This window comes from Devosia sp., from assembly GCF_024707125.1.
Lineage (GTDB): Bacteria > Pseudomonadota > Alphaproteobacteria > Rhizobiales > Devosiaceae > Devosia.
The window spans coordinates 59,321-75,926 of the sequence record NZ_JANQAH010000013.1 but is presented as its reverse complement, the minus strand read 5'-3'; the positions used below and the strand labels follow the sequence as shown (position 1 = coordinate 75,926).

Annotated in this window: 13 protein-coding genes and 1 pseudogene; 7 read left to right on the top strand and 7 right to left on the bottom strand. The window is 62.9% G+C overall.

Annotated elements, in window-relative coordinates:
• Positions 1–44: 44 nt before the first annotated feature.
• From NVV77_RS21200 to NVV77_RS21175, 6 genes and pseudogenes are all read right to left on the bottom strand, one after another.
• Complete coding sequence (locus NVV77_RS21200; protein WP_295416619.1) at positions 45–1,019, bottom strand: ABC transporter permease; 975 nt, start codon at positions 1,017–1,019, stop codon at positions 45–47.
• Entirely contained in the window at positions 1,019–2,107 is a 1,089-nt protein-coding gene (locus NVV77_RS21195; RefSeq protein WP_295416617.1) for an ABC transporter permease, read from the bottom strand. Before NVV77_RS21195 ends, NVV77_RS21200 begins: the two co-directional genes overlap by 1 nt.
• Positions 2,107–3,691: pseudogene (locus NVV77_RS21190) on the bottom strand (ABC transporter ATP-binding protein). Before NVV77_RS21190 ends, NVV77_RS21195 begins: the two are co-directional and overlap by 1 nt.
• Before the next feature lie 28 nt (positions 3,692–3,719).
• Positions 3,720–4,664: a BMP family ABC transporter substrate-binding protein gene (locus NVV77_RS21185; protein WP_295416903.1), complete on the bottom strand. Its 945-nt coding sequence runs from the start codon at positions 4,662–4,664 to the stop codon at positions 3,720–3,722.
• A gap of 219 nt (positions 4,665–4,883) precedes the next feature.
• On the bottom strand, positions 4,884–5,006 hold the full coding sequence (locus NVV77_RS21180) for a hypothetical protein (protein WP_295416614.1): 123 nt from the start codon (positions 5,004–5,006) through the stop codon (positions 4,884–4,886).
• A 103-nt stretch (positions 5,007–5,109) separates the two neighbouring features.
• Positions 5,110–5,565, bottom strand: a complete 456-nt coding sequence (locus NVV77_RS21175) for an SRPBCC domain-containing protein (protein WP_295416611.1) — start codon at positions 5,563–5,565, stop codon at positions 5,110–5,112.
• A gap of 268 nt (positions 5,566–5,833) precedes the next feature.
• Between NVV77_RS21175 and NVV77_RS21170 the strand changes: the two genes are divergently transcribed.
• The 3 genes from NVV77_RS21170 to NVV77_RS21160 all read left to right on the top strand — a co-directional run bounded on the left by NVV77_RS21170 (position 5,834) and on the right by NVV77_RS21160 (position 9,616).
• Entirely contained in the window at positions 5,834–7,051 is a 1,218-nt protein-coding gene (locus tag NVV77_RS21170) for a cell surface protein (RefSeq protein WP_295416608.1), read from the top strand.
• Positions 7,052–7,125: 74 nt separating this feature from the next.
• The gene (locus NVV77_RS21165) at positions 7,126–8,064 is read left to right on the top strand and encodes a DUF6384 family protein (protein ID WP_295416606.1); all 939 of its coding nucleotides are present in this window, start codon (positions 7,126–7,128) and stop codon (positions 8,062–8,064) included.
• Positions 8,065–8,068: 4 nt separating this feature from the next.
• Positions 8,069–9,616 carry a hypothetical protein gene (locus tag NVV77_RS21160; RefSeq protein ID WP_295416604.1) on the top strand — a complete coding sequence of 516 codons (1,548 nt, stop codon included), beginning with the start codon at positions 8,069–8,071 and terminating at the stop codon, positions 9,614–9,616.
• A 189-nt stretch (positions 9,617–9,805) separates the two neighbouring features.
• Here NVV77_RS21160 and NVV77_RS21155 read toward each other — a convergent pair whose 3' ends face one another.
• Positions 9,806–13,324 (bottom strand): peptidoglycan-binding protein, encoded by a 3,519-nt coding sequence (locus tag NVV77_RS21155; RefSeq protein ID WP_295416601.1) that lies wholly within the window; start codon positions 13,322–13,324, stop codon positions 9,806–9,808.
• Between the two features lie 175 nt (positions 13,325–13,499).
• Here NVV77_RS21155 and NVV77_RS21150 point away from each other — a divergent pair, with 175 nt between their 5' ends.
• From NVV77_RS21150 to NVV77_RS21135, 4 genes are all read left to right on the top strand, one after another.
• Entirely contained in the window at positions 13,500–14,171 is a 672-nt protein-coding gene (locus NVV77_RS21150; protein WP_295416599.1) for a response regulator transcription factor, read from the top strand.
• 31 nt (positions 14,172–14,202) lie between these two features.
• On the top strand, positions 14,203–14,601 hold the full coding sequence (locus NVV77_RS21145; protein ID WP_295416596.1) for a VOC family protein: 399 nt from the start codon (positions 14,203–14,205) through the stop codon (positions 14,599–14,601).
• Between the two features lie 232 nt (positions 14,602–14,833).
• On the top strand, positions 14,834–15,760 hold the full coding sequence (locus NVV77_RS21140; RefSeq protein ID WP_295416594.1) for a sulfite exporter TauE/SafE family protein: 927 nt from the start codon (positions 14,834–14,836) through the stop codon (positions 15,758–15,760).
• Positions 15,757–16,521, top strand: a complete 765-nt coding sequence (locus tag NVV77_RS21135; protein WP_295416590.1) for a TIGR02186 family protein — start codon at positions 15,757–15,759, stop codon at positions 16,519–16,521. The genes NVV77_RS21140 and NVV77_RS21135 overlap by 4 nt, the downstream gene beginning before the upstream one ends.
• Positions 16,522–16,606: the final 85 nt, after the last annotated feature.

The following is a 16,606-nucleotide window of genomic DNA, read 5'->3' as shown; positions in this document are numbered from 1 at the left end:
CAATCGTGGGTGGGGCGGTGAAGTGCCCATATGGTTCGAAGGAACTAGCGCTCCTTGGTATAGGGAATGCCCGAAGCCTTTGGCGCCACGGCGCGGCCGATGAAGCCGGCGAGCAGGATCACCGTCAGGATATAGGGCAGAGCCTGGATGGCCTGGACCGGGACTTCGCCGATGATGGGGAAGACCTGGCCCTGAATGCGGAACTGGACCGCATCGAGGAAGCCGAACATCAGACAGACCAGCAAGGCTGGGCCCGGGCGCCATTTGGCAAAGATCAGCGCGGCAAGCGCGATATAGCCGCGGCCAGCGGACATGTTGTTGTTGAACCCGGCCGACTGAGCGATCGAGAGATAAGCGCCGCCGATGCCGACGAGGACGGCGGTGATGATCAGGGCCTGATAGCGGAGGCGCGTGACCGAAATGCCGGCCGTGTCGATGGCCTTGGGATTTTCGCCGACGGCGCGCAGGCGGAGGCCGAAGCGGGTGCGGAACAGGACCCAGGCCGTCACCGGCACGGCGATGAAGGCGACATAGGTGATGATATTGTGGCCCGAAATCAGCTCGTAATAGATCTGGCCGAGGATCGGGACTTCGCGCAGCTGTTCAGCAAAGGGCAGTGTGATGGGGTTGAAACGCTGGTCGCCGGACAGCTGGGGCGTGTAGCCGCCGCGCTTGAACCAGGACTGGCCGAGGAAGGTCGTCAGACCAGCGGCGAGGAAGTTGAGCGCCACGCCGGAAATGGTCTGATTGCCTTTGAAATTGATCGAGGCAAGGCCATGGATGCCCGAGAACATCAGGGCCGCGCCGATGCCGGCGAGTAGACCGAGCCAGGCTGAACCGGTGACGGCGGAAGTGGCGGCGGCGGCAAAGGCGCCAGCCAGCAGCTTGCCTTCAAGACCGATATCGACAATGCCGGCGCGCTCGGAATAGAGACCGGCGAGACAGGCCAGGATCAGCGGCACCGCCAGGCGGACGGTGGAGTCGAGGATGAGGGTGATGTCGACGAAATACTGTTCCATCACTTGGCTCCCGTCGGTGCGTCAGACCGGACAAGCAACCGCGCCAAGGGCGCGCGCAGCATGTCGCCCATGGCGCCGGTAAAGAGGATGACGAGGGCCTGAATGGTGACGATCATTTCGCGGGTGATGCCGGGCATCTGGAAGGCCAATTCCTGACCGCCCTGGTAGAGGATGCCGAAGAGCAAGGCCGAGAGGCCGACCCCGACCGGGTGACCACGGCCCATGAAGGCCACGGCGATACCGACGAAACCGGCACCATTGACGAAGTTGAGAATGAGACGGCCCTGGACGCCGCCGACATTGTTGACCGCAACCATGGCGGCGAGAACGCCGGACATGGCCATAACGATCATGATCATCTTCTGGTTGGAAATGCCGGCATAATTGGCGGCGACCGGGTTTTTACCCAGCGCGCGGACGGCATAGCCGAACTTGGTGCGCCAGATCAGCCAGTAGATGAAAACCAGCGCGGCAATCGCCAGGAAGAAGGTCAGGTTGACCGGCGAATTCTTGAAGAGCTCGATGAAGGTGCGCAGTTGCGGCACGCGGGTAATGGCTTCGAGCGGGGCGCTTTCGTCGGAATTGACGCCTTCGGGTTTCAGCACGCGCGAGATGAGAAAGCCCATCATCGAGGCGGCGATGAAATTGAAGAGGATGGTGGTGATGACCACGTGGCTGCCGCGCTTGGCTTGCAGATAGCCGGGAACGAAGGCCCAGAGCGCACCGAAGGCGCCGCCGCAGATGATCATCAGCGGGAAGACGATGGCCCAATGCGTGCCATTGAGCGCCAGGCCAATGAGGATGACGCCGAGGCCGCCGACATAGGCCTGGCCTTCGGGGCCGATATTGAAGAGGCCCGCGTGATAGGCCAGCGACACGGCGAGCCCGGCAAAGATGAAGTCGGTCGTATAGTAGAGCGTGTAACCGAAGCCCGAACCATAACCGAAGGCGCCATAAAGCATGATGCCCACGGCCTGCAGCGGGTTCTGGCCGACGGCGAGAACGATGAGGCCGCCGACGATGAAGGCCAGCACGACATTGAGCAGTGGCAGGAGGACGACGTCGGCCCAGCGAGGCAATGCGGTCATCAGTTGGTTTCCTTGCCCGAAGAAGCGTGCGAGCCGGTCATGAGCAGCCCAAGTTCGGTTTCGTCTGCCGTGGCCGGGTCGGCTTCGCCCACGATGTGGCCGTCGAAAATCACGAGGATACGATCGGCGAGCGAGCGGATTTCATCGAGTTCCACCGAGACGAGCAGGATGGCCTTGCCGGCATCGCGCATCTTGATGATCTGGTTGTGGATGAATTCGATGGCGCCGATATCGACGCCGCGCGTCGGCTGGCCGACGATGAGCACGTCTGGATTGCGCTCCATTTCGCGCGCCAGAACGATCTTCTGCTGATTGCCGCCGGAGAAATTGGCTGTCTTCAGGTCCAGATTGGGCGGGCGGATGTCGAATTTCTTGATGTATTCTTCGGCCGTCGCGCGGGCCATGGCGATATCGAGGCCGGGGCCGGTGCCGTAGGAATGCTGGTAGCCGAGGATGGAGTTTTCCCACTCGGAGAAGGTGGTCACCAAACCCATGCGCAGGCGGTCTTCGGGGACGTGAGCAAGGCCGGCGGCGCGGGCGCGGGCAGCGCCATCATCGCCTTCAAGGCTGAGCACTTCGCCATTGAGGCGGATGGTGCCCAGGAGCTGATCGCGCATTCCGGCGATGGATTCGAGCAGTTCGGATTGGCCATTGCCGGCCACGCCGGCAATGCCGACGATTTCGCCGGCGCGGACCTGGAAGCTCACACCCTTGACGCGGGGCACCTTGAAATCGTCGGTGACGACGAGGTTTTCGACATCGAGCAACACCTTGCCGGGGCTGGCGGGGCCTTTTTCGACGCGCAGGAGCACGCGGCGGCCGACCATGAGCTCGGCCAATGCGCCGGGCGAGGTGTCCTTGGTGGTCAGGGTTTTGACCATGGCACCCTGGCGCATGACCGAGACTTCATCGGTGATGGCCATGATCTCGCGCAGCTTGTGCGTGATCAGGATGATGGTTTTGCCTTCGTCGCGCAGTTTGCCGAGGATGCGGAAGAGGTGATCGGCCTCGTCGGGTGTCAGAACGCCGGTGGGCTCGTCGAGAATGAGGGTTTCGGCGCCGCGATAGAGCGCTTTCAGAATTTCGACGCGCTGCTGCTGGCCGACAGAGAGGTTCTCGATGATGGCGTCGGGATCGACTTCGAGGCCGTAGTCTCGCGCAAGAGCCTTGAGCTGAGTGCGCGCCTTGGAGAGCGTGGGGGGCAAGCAGGGCGGAATCCTCTGCGCCGAGCACCACGTTTTCAAGCACGGTGAAATTATCGACCAGCATGAAGTGCTGGTGGACCATGCCGATGCCGAGGGCGAGGGCGTGGCGGGAATCGGTGATGTGCTGCACCGCGCCATTGACGCGGATTTCGCCGCTGTCGGCGGTGTAGAAGCCGTAAAGGATCGACATCAGGGTCGATTTGCCGGCGCCGTTTTCGCCGACAATGCCATGCACCGTGCCGCGGCGCACCGCGAGGTGGATGTCACGATTGGCGTGGACCGGGCCGAAATGCTTGTTGATGCCGACAAGCTCGATAGCGAGCGGGGCAGCAGCGGTCCCTTCGGACCGCTGCGCATTTGCCGGGTGAAGACTTGTCATGGGCTAAGTCCTCCCCTTCTTCGTTCGTTTAGAGAGACGGGCACGCCTTGTCGGTGCGGAAATCGTGCACGGTCACAGCGCCCGAGATGATGTCGGCAGTGGCCTTTTCGACCGCGGCCTTCATGTCGGCAGTGATGAGCGAGGCATTGTTGTCGTCGAAGGCAGCGCCAACGCCATCTTCAGCCAGACCCAGTACGATCACGCCGGGAGCCCAGGTGCCATCGGCAACGCCCTTCATGGCGTTGTAGGTGGCGACGTCAACGCGCTTGAGCATCGAGGTCAGGACCGAGCCGGGGTGCAGGTGGTTCTGGTTGCTATCAACGCCGATCGAGAACTTGCCGGCGTCAGCGGCAGCCTGGAGCACACCGGCGCCAGCGCCACCGGCAACCTGGAACACCACGTCGACGCCCTGATCGAGCTGCGACTTGGCAACTTCAGTGGCCTTGCCGGGGTCGTTGAAGGCTTCAAAGCCGGTGCCGACATAGGTTTCGAGCACTTCGATATCCGGGTTCACGGACTTGGCGCCCTGGGCATAGCCGCAGGCAAAGGCTTCGAGGAGGTCGAAGTTGAAGGCCGGAACGACGCCGATCTTGCCCGACTGCGACTGCATGGCAGCCAGGATACCGACGAGGTAGGAGCCTTCGTGCTCCTTGAAGACCACGGACTGTACGTTGGGCAGGTCAACGACGGTGTCGATGATGGTGAACTTGGTATCGGGGAATTCCGGAGCCACGACCTTCAGAGCGGTTTCCCACGAGAAGCCGGGCAGCACGATCGGGTTGTTGCCGCGCGAAGCGAACTGGCGGATGGCCTGCTCGCGCATGGCGTCGCCCGAGATTTCGAGATCCTGATAGGCGCCACCTTCGGACTTGAAGAGCTCGGCGCCGGTATAGGCGGCTTCGTTGAAGGATTTGTCGAACTTGCCGCCGCCGTCATAGACGAGAGCGGCGTCAGCGAAGGCTGCACCAGCCATCAGTGCGCTCAGAGCAACGCCGCCGGCAATAGCCTTGGTGAGGATCGAGAATTTCATTGATTAGTCTCCCTGTCTCGCAGCGGACGCAAGAAATGCACCCTCGTTTATCCGCATGCGCTGAAGGGCGATAAAATCGTGCAATCACGCCCTTCGCAAGGGGGACGATGTCAAATTTTTCCGATTGGTCAAAAATTGGCGTTAATTTGCTCGCCCGCCCGCTTACCAGCGGGCGAGAATGGCGGAGAACAGGGCGCCCAGATCGACATCGGCATAGAGCACGGCAAGGATGGCGGCGAAGGCGATGAGGTAGAGCGCGAGGCTGTCGCGGGACGAGCTGGACATGTGCGATTTGAGACAAATTGTAATGAAGGACAACCTGTCTCTACATCGGAGGCAGCGGCGGGATTAAGGCCGGTTCGGGGCGGATTGGGATAGGGTTAACCGATTATGAAGGCTGCAGGTTTTCGCGCGGCAAGGGTATGACCTCGACGCCCGCGGCGATGCCGAAACGCTCGAAAAAGCCATCGATGATGCGCTGGGCGGAATTGCCGATGATGGCCTTGCCCATTTTCATGATCTGGCCCGAGGCGCCGCCATTGGCGGTGAAGGTGAGGATGGTCTCGGAGCCTTCATCGGCCAGCGATACGTCGGCGCTGCCTTCGGCAAGGCCGAGCAAGCCGCCCTTGCCGCGACCGGACAGGGTATAGCTGACGGCCGGGACAATATTGGAAAGGATCAGCTCGCCTTTGAAGGTGGGCTGCATGACGCCGAGATTAACCTTGATCTCGAGATCGAGCGTCTCAGCGCCGGACCAGGCGATGAGATGGCAGCCGGGAATGGCGGCTTTCAGCATTTCGGGATCGTTGAGCGCGTCCCAGATGCGGGCGCGCGGGGCACTCATTTTATAGCGTCCACCGAACTCCATCAGATCTGCTCGGCGATGTCGCAGGACGACACGCTGGCGATGTCGCAAAGGCGGCATAATGCGCGGGCAAGACTGTTCTTATCCATGGTGACGAACCCTACTCTTTACGTGCGGCTTTTTCGCACCAATATGGACTAAATAGTTGCTGGGATGGGGGGATGCAATTGTCAGCGGAGCCCTCACGCGCAATCTAGGGCTAAGGCACAAGCCGGCCCGCGAGCCAAACTATGCCAGGGAGCAGATGATGACCGACCAAGTGACGACCGCCCCGCAGACCAGCGCGCCGGCCATTGCCGAAAAGCCGCTGCAGTACCTGGACAAGGCGGTCAACGCCATCCGTGACCTCGGCATCTGGCCCGAACAGCAGGGCGAGCAGCCGATCACCGGACTGCTGAGCCAGATCACCGAATTGGACGAGACCCGCGTCATCCTGATCGGCCGTACGCTGAGCCAGGCGAGCGCCTTCAACGAAGTGGTGCGCGAGCAGGTCGCCGCCATGAAAATCGGCGAACGCTACGAAGACATCACCAAGGGCTTTGACTCGATCCGCGACGATGCCAAGGGCATGGTCGACCAGCTCCAGGACAACAAGCTCGACATGATCGAGCGCGTTTCCAATGTGTGGATGAAGGTGAGCCGCGGCGATATCGCCACGCGCTTCAACAAGATCCGCGACACGTATCTGGAAGTGACCAAGGACACTAAGGACCAGATCGACCGCGAGCAGACGATTCTGGAAGCCTATCGCGATTTCCGCGGCGCGCTGAAACAGTCCGAAGTGATGGCGCTTGAAGTGCTGCAGACGGCGGAAAAGCGCCTTGGCGACCAGAAGAACATCCTGCAGAAGGCCGCCGATGAACTGGCCGCCTATGCCGGCGATGTGCCGGCCGATCGCGCCCGTCTCGAAATGGCGCGCGACGAAAAGCTGCGCGACATGCAGAACGAGGAAAAGCGCTACCAGATCGCCAAGGACCTCTCGGACAACCTGACCATTTCCTACAATACCTCGGAAGTGGTGATGGCGCGCCTGATGCAAACGACCAATGCCAAGGAACGCGTCTATCAGCAGTCGATCTCGTTCTTCTCGACCAATGAAACCGTTCTTACGGCCCTCTCGGCGTCGTTCACCGGCATGTTTGGCCTGCATGAATCGACCCAGACGCTGAATGCGATGAAGGAAGGCATGTCCAAGAGCTTGGAAACGCTCTCGGAGATCGGCGACAAGGTGCAGGAAGAGGCCGTCAAGGCCGGCTATGGCCCGACCGTGCGCGCCGATGCCGTCAAGAAGCTCGTCGACTCTGTCGTGAACTTCCAGGAAAAGAGCCGCACCATCATCAACGAGATGCGTGTTGCCTCGACCAAGAACTCGGCCGAAATCCGCGATGCGGTGGAAGACGGCAAGCGGCGCCTGGCGACACTCGCTACCGAGGGCAATGCCCTGCTGCTCGAAACCAAGAACTGAACCTTTGAAATGCCGCGTCTCCGGATGACACATCCGGGGGCGCACCAACCGAGCGGCGGGAAGTAGACCTGAGGATGAGCGACGCGACAGCCAAACCGGCTGCCCCACTCGATGAAGTCATGCTGGCCATGGATGTGGTGGACACGCTCCGCCATCGCCAGGACCTGGTGACGCGCGAACTCGATGGCACGGCGCGCGAGGGCCAGCTGATCGAGCGCCTGCGCGAAATCTACCGGCAGCAGGGCATCGAGGTTCCCGACCACATTCTCAAGGAAGGCGTCGAAGCGCTGGCCGAGAGCCGTTTTGCTTATGACCCGCCGGCACCGGGCCTCAATACGAGCCTGGCGCGCCTCTATGTAAGTCGCAAGACCTGGGGCCGCCCGGTGCTGCTGGCGCTGGGGGCCCTGTTGGTCGTGGGCGTGGGTTATTTTGGCATCTACCAGCCCTTCCAGGCTGGACAGGCGCATCAGCAGCAGATCGAGCTGACCGAGGGTCTGCCGGCGCAGATGGACGCGCTCTACACCACCATTTTCGAAGAGACCAAGGTGCAGCAGGCCGTTGTGCAGGCCGACGCCCTGGTCAGCCGGGGCAAGGCCTTTGCCGCCGAGGGCAACCGGTCCGGCGCCGAGGGCATTGTCGAAGACCTGACCGGGCTGCGCGACAAGCTGCGGCAGGAATATGTGGTGCGCGTCGTCAACCGCGCCGACGAGCAGTCCGGCTTCTGGACTTTTCCCGAGATCAATACCGATGCCACGAACTATTATCTCGTGGTCGAGGCGATCGATCCGGACGGCCGGGCTTTGAGCCTGCCTATCCTCAACGAGGAAACCGGCGAGACCAAAGTCGTGTCGCAATGGGGCCAGCGCGTGCCGGAATCGGTCTACAACGCCGTGGCCAATGACAAGCGCGACGATGGCATCATCCAGGCCAATGAAGTGGGCCGCAAATCGGACGGCTTCCTCGATGTCGAATTTCAGATGCCGGTGCTGAACGGCGCCGTGACCGAATGGTGATGGCATGAGCATAGGCGGTCCACAGGCCCTCGCCTCCCTCGAAGAAGCAATGAGCGATATCCGCCGCGAGGAAGACGAAATCTCCCGCCGGCTGGCGCGCTCGACCGAAATCGTCGCCAAGATCAAGGAAAGCGAAGCGGAGCTGTTTCGCCAGCTGGCGCAGCTGCGTCTCGATCCGGCCATTCAATCCGAACTCGACGGGCGTATCTCCAGCGCCGAGAGCAAGGCGCGTGAATCGCTGAAGTCGCATGGCAAGGCCGTCGACAAGGCGCAAAAGACCATAGAGGAACTGGAAGCGGCGCGGGCCTCGCTGGTCGAGCGGCGGCGCAATGCCGTTGCGGACCTCGCAGAAAAGCAAAAGGCGCTCGACGCGCTGCTCAAGCAGGTTTCGACCCAGCTTGAGACCGACCCGGCCTATGCCGAAAAGCGGGCTGCGGCGCAGGCGCTTGACGAAGTGGCCGACCAGTCGATGGAAAAGACCCGGCTCGCCGAAACGGACCGGGAAGAGAAGGGCAAGCCTTATCGCGACGACCCGCTCTTCATGTATCTGTGGGACAGCGGCTACGGCACATCGGCCTACAAGGCCAACAACCTCATTCGCTATCTCGATGGGCTCGTGGCAGGCCTTGTCGGCTTCCTCAAGGCCCGGCCCAACTATGCCATGCTCAACGATATTCCGCTGCGCCTGCGCGAACATGCCGAGCGGCAGGAAGCCAATGCGCAGGCTGCAGTAGCCGGGCTTGCAACGCTCGCCAACACGGCCGCGGATGCTGCGGGCGGGCGGCCACTGCGCGACGCCAAAAGCAAGGCCGAAGCCGATGTGCAGGCCATCGATGCCGCCATCGTCGAGGCCGAGGACAAGCGCAACGAGGCAGGCGAAGCCCTGCAATCGCTGACGAGCGGAAGCGATCCGGCCTTGGCTTCGGCGGCTGCGGCCCTTGCCGCGGCCTTGGGCCAGGAAGATATCCAGACCCTTCTCGCCGAGGCGCGCCGCACCCGCACCGGGCAGGACGATACGATCGTCGCGCAGATCGATGAATCGCGCACTCGCATGCGCGAGGAAGAAGAGGAAAGCCGGGACCTGCGCGAGCGCAGCAAGACGCTGGCCGCGCGGCGGCGGGAACTCGAAGACATCCAGTGGGAATTCAAGAAGCAGCGCTTTGACGATCCGCGCTCGAGCTTCAGGGAAGAAAAGCTCGTCGGGGACTTGCTCAACGATTTCCTGCGCGGCGGCATTTCGGCGGCGAGCTATTGGGACCAGTGGCGGAAAAGCCAGAACTGGGCACCGGGCAATGAATGGGGCGCGGGAAGCGCACCGCCGCGCCGCAATAGCGGCGGCCAATCCTCGCCCTGGGGTGACCAGGGCGGGTTCCACTGGCCGGACAATAGCATTGGCGGATCATCGAGCGGCGGGAAATCCAAGCCGTCGAGCGGTGGATTTGGTGGCGCCTGGGGTGGCGGCGGCAATAGCGGCGGCGGCTTTTCGCGGCCGCGGACGGGTGATGCCGGTACGCGGAAACATTCGGGCTTTAAGACCGGCGGCGGGTTTTAGGGTTTTTGGCCTCGCTATTGCTATTGCGAGGACACCCCTACCCCTCGTTCCCTCCCCACAAGGGGGAGGGAGGCGCTTGACCGATGAGCCGTTTGCAATTTTCGCCGTGGAGCGAGGGGCCCTTCATAAGTGAAGTGTCCTCGGGTCAAGCCCGAGGATGACGTTCGGTGGTTGAGGCGGATGAGCGCCTCAGACCGGCTGGCTGCCAAGCACCGCGAGGAGGCGCGGATTGATCTTGCCGCTTTCGCTCATGCCCGTGCCGCGCTCAAAAGTGCGGATGGCTTCGGCCGTTTTGGGACCGGCGACGCCATCGGGTGTGCCGACGTCAAAGCCGAGGCGGTTGAGCGCCTGCTGTACGCGGGAAACGACTTCCTTGTTGGCAATCGCTTCGCCGGGGTCAAAATCAGCCGCCCAGGTGCCGATCGGGGCAAAATTCACGTCGAGGGCAATGGGTTCGCTGGCCCAGGTCTCAACTTCGCCGCCAATGCGGCTGACGGCGTCGGCCGAGAGGGATTTGGCGATGTCGTCGCGAGCCTTGCCGGCATCGGCATCGCCTGACTTGGCGGCAAGCGAGAACCACTTGTAGGACTGCTCGAAATCCTGTTCGACGCCGAGGCCGCGGGCATAAAGCATGCCGAGGTTGAACTGGCTATCGACCATGCCGAGGGTGGCTGCCTGAGTGAACCATTGGGCCGCTTCTTCGAACTGCTGCTCGCCCAATTGGCCGCTGGCATAGAGCGCGGCAAGATTATGCATGCCCATGCGATTGCCCGCTTCAGCGGCGCGCTGGTACCACAGGCGGGCCATTTCGAGGTCTTTTTCGACACCCGTGCCGGCCTCGTAGAGATTGCCGAGGCGATACTGCGCCGGCACAAAGCCCTGGGCGGCCGAGCGCTCGTACCACTTGGCGGCTTCTTCGGGGCTGGCTTCGACGGCGCGGCCTTCGGTGTAGATGGCGGCGATTTCGAACTGGGCCTTGGCATCGCCATCGGCAGCGGCCTGGCGCAGCGGCAGGGGGCCGAGAGTTTCGGGCGGCAGTTCGAACTGTTCGGGCGCGGCAGCGGCGATGGAACCAGTCGTGGGGACGGCTTCATCGGTTAGTGTTTCGATGGCGGCCCTGGCGGGGCCGGTGCTGGCCACGAGGGCGGGCGGCATCGGCGTTTCGGTGGCGCGGGCAAAGCTCATGCGCTCGCCCGGATTGATCGAGCCGACCGATGTTGCATCGAGCATGTCGATAACGCGCGGCGCCACCAGTTCGGACACTTCGGCGGCCGGGGTCGGATCGACGGGAATGGCGCTCGGCGCGATCGAGGAGGTTTGCGCGGGGGCAGCGGCGGGCGCCGCGCGCATACGCTGTATGACGAGATTGAGCGTCAGCATGGACACCGCGACCACTGCGGCGGCAAGCAGCAGCGTGCGGCGGTTGCGCACGAGGAAGTTCGGACGGGCTTCGGCGGCCTCTTCGCCATCGACGAGGACAGGGGCCTCCGGCGCCGGCTTGCGGGGGCGGCGCTTTTCAGCCTTGGGCTCGGGCGCGGCGACCGGCGCGGTCTCTTCGAGCGCAGCCTTGGGCTGTGGGCGAACGCGCGCCAGGGCACGGCCGATCAGCGAATTGCCGCTGGCGGGCTCAGAAACCTGCTGCTCCTGCCGGGCGCGCTGGGCGCGGCGCGCGGCGGCAACGAAGGTGCTGGTATTGGAGATAGGGGCTTCGACGGCGGGCGCAGAGGCTTCGGCACGCGCGGCCGGGAAGGGCTCGCGGTCGAACTGGGCAAAGCTCGACTGCGGGCGCGGCGGACGATCGACCTTTTCAGGATCGAAGGCCGGCTGCACTTCGGCCTGTGCCGGGCGGGCCGGCTGAGGCGTGGGCGCGGCGGGACGCGGCGCGGGTGCTGCAGCGACGGCCTGCGGCTGCGCTGCAGCGCGCGGCACATCGGCAAAGCCGCGATCGACCAGAGGCGCCTCATCAGCCGGATTGGACGGCATGGTGTCGGCGCGCTTCTTGCCGTTGAGGCTCGACAGGATGGAATCGAGGCGTGCCGTGCTCGGCTCTTCGACGGCGGCGTCGAATTCTGAGGCGCGGCTCTGGGGTTTTGCGGGCTGGGGCGCCTGTGTGGGCGGCTCGGCGCGCGTGGGAGCGGCGGCAGAAGCTGGCGCGGAGGTGCGTGCGGAAAGCGCGGCTTCGAGCCGGGCCAGGCGTTCGGCGGTGTCCTTGCCGGCGGTGTTGAAGACGGCGGTCATGCGCTTTTCGAGCGCGTCAAAACCTTCAGGATTGAGCACGGGGACCGGGCCGCCGGACTTGGCGATGGCGGCCGAGGTCTTTTCGGCGACGAGGCTCGCGATGGCCTCGGCATCGGCACCCGCGCCCTTGCTGACCGAGCGGACGAGGCTCGAAATGCGGTCCTCGATGGTCTTCAGGCTTTCGGGGCCGAACATGGCGACGGGGGCCGGAGCCTTGCGGCTCATGGCATCGCTGGTGCGCTCGGCTACGAGGGTGGCGAGGGATTCGAAATCGGGCTTGTCGCCGGCATCGTGATAGAGCCGGGCAAGGCCATCGAGCTGGGCGCCGGCTTCGTCCATGCGGGTCATCAGGCGCTTGAGCTGGCCTTCGACGGCCGAGGTATCGACGGGGGCAACCTTGCTCGACAGAGCCTCGATCTGGCTTTCGAGGCGCAGGAAGCGTGGCTCCATGCTTTTGAGCACGGATTGCTGCAGGGCGGCGATGTCGTCCTTGAGCGCCAGAACGTCGTCGCTGCCGCCATCGACCGATTGCAGGCGCTGGACCAGTACTTCGACGCGGGAAGCGAGGATTTCGGGATTGCCGGCACTGTCGCGCAGGGCCTGGGTGACCTCGGCCATTTCGCTCGTCAGGCGTTCAAAATCGCCCGAGGAAATGCTCATATTGCGCTCGATGGCGTCGATGCGATCGTAGACGCTGCGTACATTGGCTTCGATGGAAGCCATGGCCGGCTCAAGCTGGCCCTTGGGCGCGAATTCGGCGCGCTCCTCGCGGATGATCTCGCGCTCCATCTGCTGGGCCTGGAGTTCGGCGAGCTTGGCGACGGTAGCGGAAACATCGTCGAGGCGCGAATTGACGGCGGAGAGATCGACCTTGGGCGCTTGGCTCATCATGGAGGCGAGCGCGGCGATCTGGGTTTCCAGGCGCTTGACCTGGCCGGTTTCGCCAACGGCGCCAGCGAGGAGTTCGACGACCTGGGTCAGTTGCTCGACCTGGGAGGCGACTTCGAGGACGTCAGAAGAGCTGTTGCGGGCAGTGCGGAGCTGGCCTTCGAGGCGACCGAGACGATCGCCCATGCCCGAGACGAGGCTCGACAGCTCGCGGAATTCGGGCATGTCGGAGGGACGGCGGTCGATGGCGGAAATGACCGATGCACCCTGGCGGCTGCGGATTTCGGCAATGGCGGCGTTGAGGTCGCCCGCTTCATCGTCCTGGGGATTGAAGCGATCGACGGCGCGCTTGACGCTGCGCAGGGCTTCGCTGCGGCGGCGGCTGGCCGGATCAGGTGTGTTGACCTGATCGCGCAGGTGCCGCACGCGATTGGAAACCCCTGCCCCGTCGGACACGGCGCCGAAGCGACTTTCCACCTGATCGAGCAAAGCGACCAGTTCGCCGCGCAGGGCCTGCCAATCCCCGGCGCCGGGGTCGAAAGCGGTATCGGCGTAGTCCGATTGCGGATAAGCGCGGGCCATGGTCAGTCCCTGTCAAAGCGAGCGCGTGCCAAGCCGAAGCAGCACGAAGGTCTAACGGTCACTTTTGGGAAAACATGGTAAAGAAGCCGTTAAGGATTGCTGCAATATGCAAATGCCCCGGGCGGAAAAGAGTGGTTTTCTGGTTTCGCCCCCTGATTTGGAGTAGTTTCAGCCCATGACACGTCGCCGCATCATCATCGTGGATGACCATCCCCTGTTCCGGGCGGCGCTGCGCCAGACGCTGGCCGGAGGCGATGCTACGGTATCAGTGGAAGAAGCCGGCGATCTCGCCAATCTCAGCAAATCGCTCGATGCCGATCGCGATTGCGATCTCGTGCTGCTCGATCTCAATATGCCGGGCGTACGCGGGTTTTCCGGGCTGCTGCTGGTGCGGGCGCAGTATCCGGAAATTCCGGTGATGATCATTTCGGCCGTGGAAGACGCGACCGTGGTGCGGCGCGCCTTTGAGCTGGGCGCTTCGGGGTATCTGCATAAATCCGAGGGGCCGACGGAAATTCGGCGGGCCATCGAGACCGTGCTCGCTGGCGAAGTGTTCGTGCCCAAGGGGACGACGATCACCGGAGACGATGAGCAATCGGCGCTGATGAAGCGGCTGGCAAGCCTGACGCCGCAGCAGGTGCGCGTGCTGATGATGCTCAGCGACGGGCTGATGAACAAGCAGATTGCCTATGAGCTTTCCATTTCGGAGGCGACGGTGAAGGCGCACGTTTCCGCCATTTTGCAGAAGCTCGATGTCGATAGCCGCACGCAAGCGGTGATTGCTGCTGCGCGCATCGAGGAGGGCCAGTTCGAGGCTCTGTTTGCGACCGGGGCAGAAAAAGCCTAGATCAGTCCGACACATAGAGAAGGACGAGGCGATGAAGCCCAAGATCAATATCATCACCATCGGCGTCGATGAGCTCGAACGCGCCTTTGTGTTCTATCGCGCGCTGTTCGAGATCGAGGACGACAAGATCGGCGCGGGCGAGGATCATGTCGCCTTCTTTTTCGACGAGGATTTTTCCTTCGTGCTGTTTCCGCGCGAGCAGATTGCCCAGACGGCGGGCAAGCCAGAGACGCTGGAAGGTACGCCGGGCTTTGTGCTGAGCCACCGCGCCGATAGTGCCGAAGAGGTGGATGAAATCCTTGAGCGCGTGCTGATTGCCGGCGGCTCGATCATCACGCCGGGCACAGAGTCGGAATGGGGCTATTCGGCCTATTTCGAGGACACCGAGGGCAATGTCTGGGAATTGATGGCGACGCCGACGGCGAATTAGGTCCGCCTCCGCGGTCATTCGCGCGAAAGCGGGAATCCCGTGCGCGAAACAGAGATTCCCGCGTTCGCGGGAATGACACTGTGGGAGGACGACGCTCGGTTGGCCTCCCGCACAAAAAATTCCAACCATTCGATACAATTTTGTCCTGTTTTTCTGGAACCTTGACCACTTGTTGACGGTCTAGCCGTTAGCCTCTGGCTCAACAGCCAACCGCAAAACGGGACCCAGGGTCTTGCAGATCTATCTGCCGATCGCCGAGCTTTCCGTGAACCTCTTCTTTCTCGTGGGGATCGGAGGGGCGGTCGGCTTTTTGTCGGGTCTGTTCGGCGTGGGCGGCGGGTTCCTGCTTACCCCGCTGTTGATCTTTTCGGGCGTGCCGACTTCGGTGGCCGTTTCCTCGGTGACGGGCCAGGTTGTGGCGGCTTCGACCTCGGGTGCGCTCAGCCATTATCGGCGCGGCGGCATCGATCTGCATCTGGCGATGTATCTGATCCTCTCGGGCATTTTGGGCGCCTTTGGTGGCGTCGCCACCTTCTCCGTACTGCGTGCCAACGGACAGCTCGATCTCGTCATTGCCGTGGGCTTTGTGGTTCTGCTCGGCTTTGTCGGTATTTTGATGCTGCAGGAAGCGGTGCGGGCGCTGCTAAAGAGCCGGCAAGGCGTGGTGGTGCGCGAACGCCTGCCCAACCAGCATAGCTGGATTCACGGCCTGCCCTGGCGCGTCCGCTTCAAGAAAAGCCGGCTCTATATCAGCGTGCTGCCGGTGCTGGCGATCGGGCTCTTCATCGGCTTTGTCGGTTCGCTGCTTGGCATTGGCGGCGGCTTCGTCATGGTGCCGGCGCTGGTTTATCTGTTGCGCGTGCCCGGCAATGTGGTGATCGGTACCTCGCTGGCGCAGGTCGTGGCGATGATGGCGGCGACGACGATCATGCATGCGGTGCAGAGCCAGAGCGTCGATATTCTCCTCGCCTTCTGCCTGATGGTGGGCGGCACGGCCGGGGCCCAGTTCGGCGCGGCGGCGGGGCAGCATTTGCGCGGCGAGCAGTTGCGCGGCCTCCTGGCGCTGCTGGTGCTGGCGGTTGCCATTCGTTTCGGGCTGTCGCTGGTGCTGACGCCGGACGATGTGTTCTCCATGGCCGTGACGAGTGCGGTGCGATGAACCGCCTTGTCGCGCTTTTGCTTATCGTCCTGTTTTCGGCAGTGCCTGCGGGTGCGGCGGCGCGGCTGGTTTCGGGCGTTTCCAACGACACGATCCAGATCACCTCGAGCTTTGACGGCGAGCGCCTGACGTTTTTCGGTACGATCGCGCCGGAGGCGGGGTCGGAGCAGCGCTATGTCGAGGGACCGTTCGATGTCGTGATCGTGGTGCTCGGGCCGACGCAGGACCGCGTGGCGCGCGAAAAGACGCATAATTTCGGCATCTGGCTCAATACCGAGCAGGTCGAGTTCAAGCGCTTTCCGAGCTATTTTCATGTGCTCTCGAGCCGGCGACTCCTCGAGATCGCCGATATCAACCTGCTCAACCAGAATTTCATCCTGCCTGAAGCCCATGCGATGATCCCCAATATTGCGGGGTTCATGAAGACACTGGTGTTCGGGCGCGAACTGATCCGGTTGATGTCGGAACAGGGGTTGTTTGGGGTGCAGGAAAATGGCGTGCGGTTTCACTCCGACACGTTCTATTCGGCGCAATTGACGCTGCCGAGCAGCGCGCCGCCGGGGCCCTATATCGCGCAGACCTATGTGTTCCAGAATGGCGAGATCATTGCGCGCAAGTCCGAAGGGTTTGCGGTGCGCAAGATCGCCTTCGAGCGGTTCTTGGCGCAGTCGGCGACGCAATATCCGCTGCTCTATGGCATTGCCTGCGTGGTGCTGGCGCTGTTTACCGGGTGGCTGGGCGGGGTGCTTTTTAGACGGTAGGTTTGCCCGCCCAAACCCATTTTTCCACCGTGTCATCCCCGCGAAAGCGGGGATCTTTGTTTCAGAACAGGGATTCCCACTTTCG

Coding starts and splice junctions, on each gene's coding strand:
- NVV77_RS21200 (WP_295416619.1), bottom strand. CDS start 1,019: ATGGAACAGTATTTCGTCGACATCACCCTCATCCTCGACTCCACCGTC.
- NVV77_RS21195 (WP_295416617.1), bottom strand. CDS start 2,107: ATGACCGCATTGCCTCGCTGGGCCGACGTCGTCCTCCTGCCACTGCTC.
- NVV77_RS21185 (WP_295416903.1), bottom strand. CDS start 4,664: ATGGCTGGTGCAGCCTTCGCTGACGCCGCTCTCGTCTATGACGGCGGC.
- NVV77_RS21180 (WP_295416614.1), bottom strand. CDS start 5,006: ATGTCCAGCTCGTCCCGCGACAGCCTCGCGCTCTACCTCATCGCCTTC.
- NVV77_RS21175 (WP_295416611.1), bottom strand. CDS start 5,565: ATGAGTGCCCCGCGCGCCCGCATCTGGGACGCGCTCAACGATCCCGAA.
- NVV77_RS21170 (WP_295416608.1), top strand. CDS start 5,834: ATGACCGACCAAGTGACGACCGCCCCGCAGACCAGCGCGCCGGCCATT.
- NVV77_RS21165 (WP_295416606.1), top strand. CDS start 7,126: ATGAGCGACGCGACAGCCAAACCGGCTGCCCCACTCGATGAAGTCATG.
- NVV77_RS21160 (WP_295416604.1), top strand. CDS start 8,069: ATGAGCATAGGCGGTCCACAGGCCCTCGCCTCCCTCGAAGAAGCAATG.
- NVV77_RS21155 (WP_295416601.1), bottom strand. CDS start 13,324: ATGGCCCGCGCTTATCCGCAATCGGACTACGCCGATACCGCTTTCGAC.
- NVV77_RS21150 (WP_295416599.1), top strand. CDS start 13,500: ATGACACGTCGCCGCATCATCATCGTGGATGACCATCCCCTGTTCCGG.
- NVV77_RS21145 (WP_295416596.1), top strand. CDS start 14,203: ATGAAGCCCAAGATCAATATCATCACCATCGGCGTCGATGAGCTCGAA.
- NVV77_RS21135 (WP_295416590.1), top strand. CDS start 15,757: ATGAACCGCCTTGTCGCGCTTTTGCTTATCGTCCTGTTTTCGGCAGTG.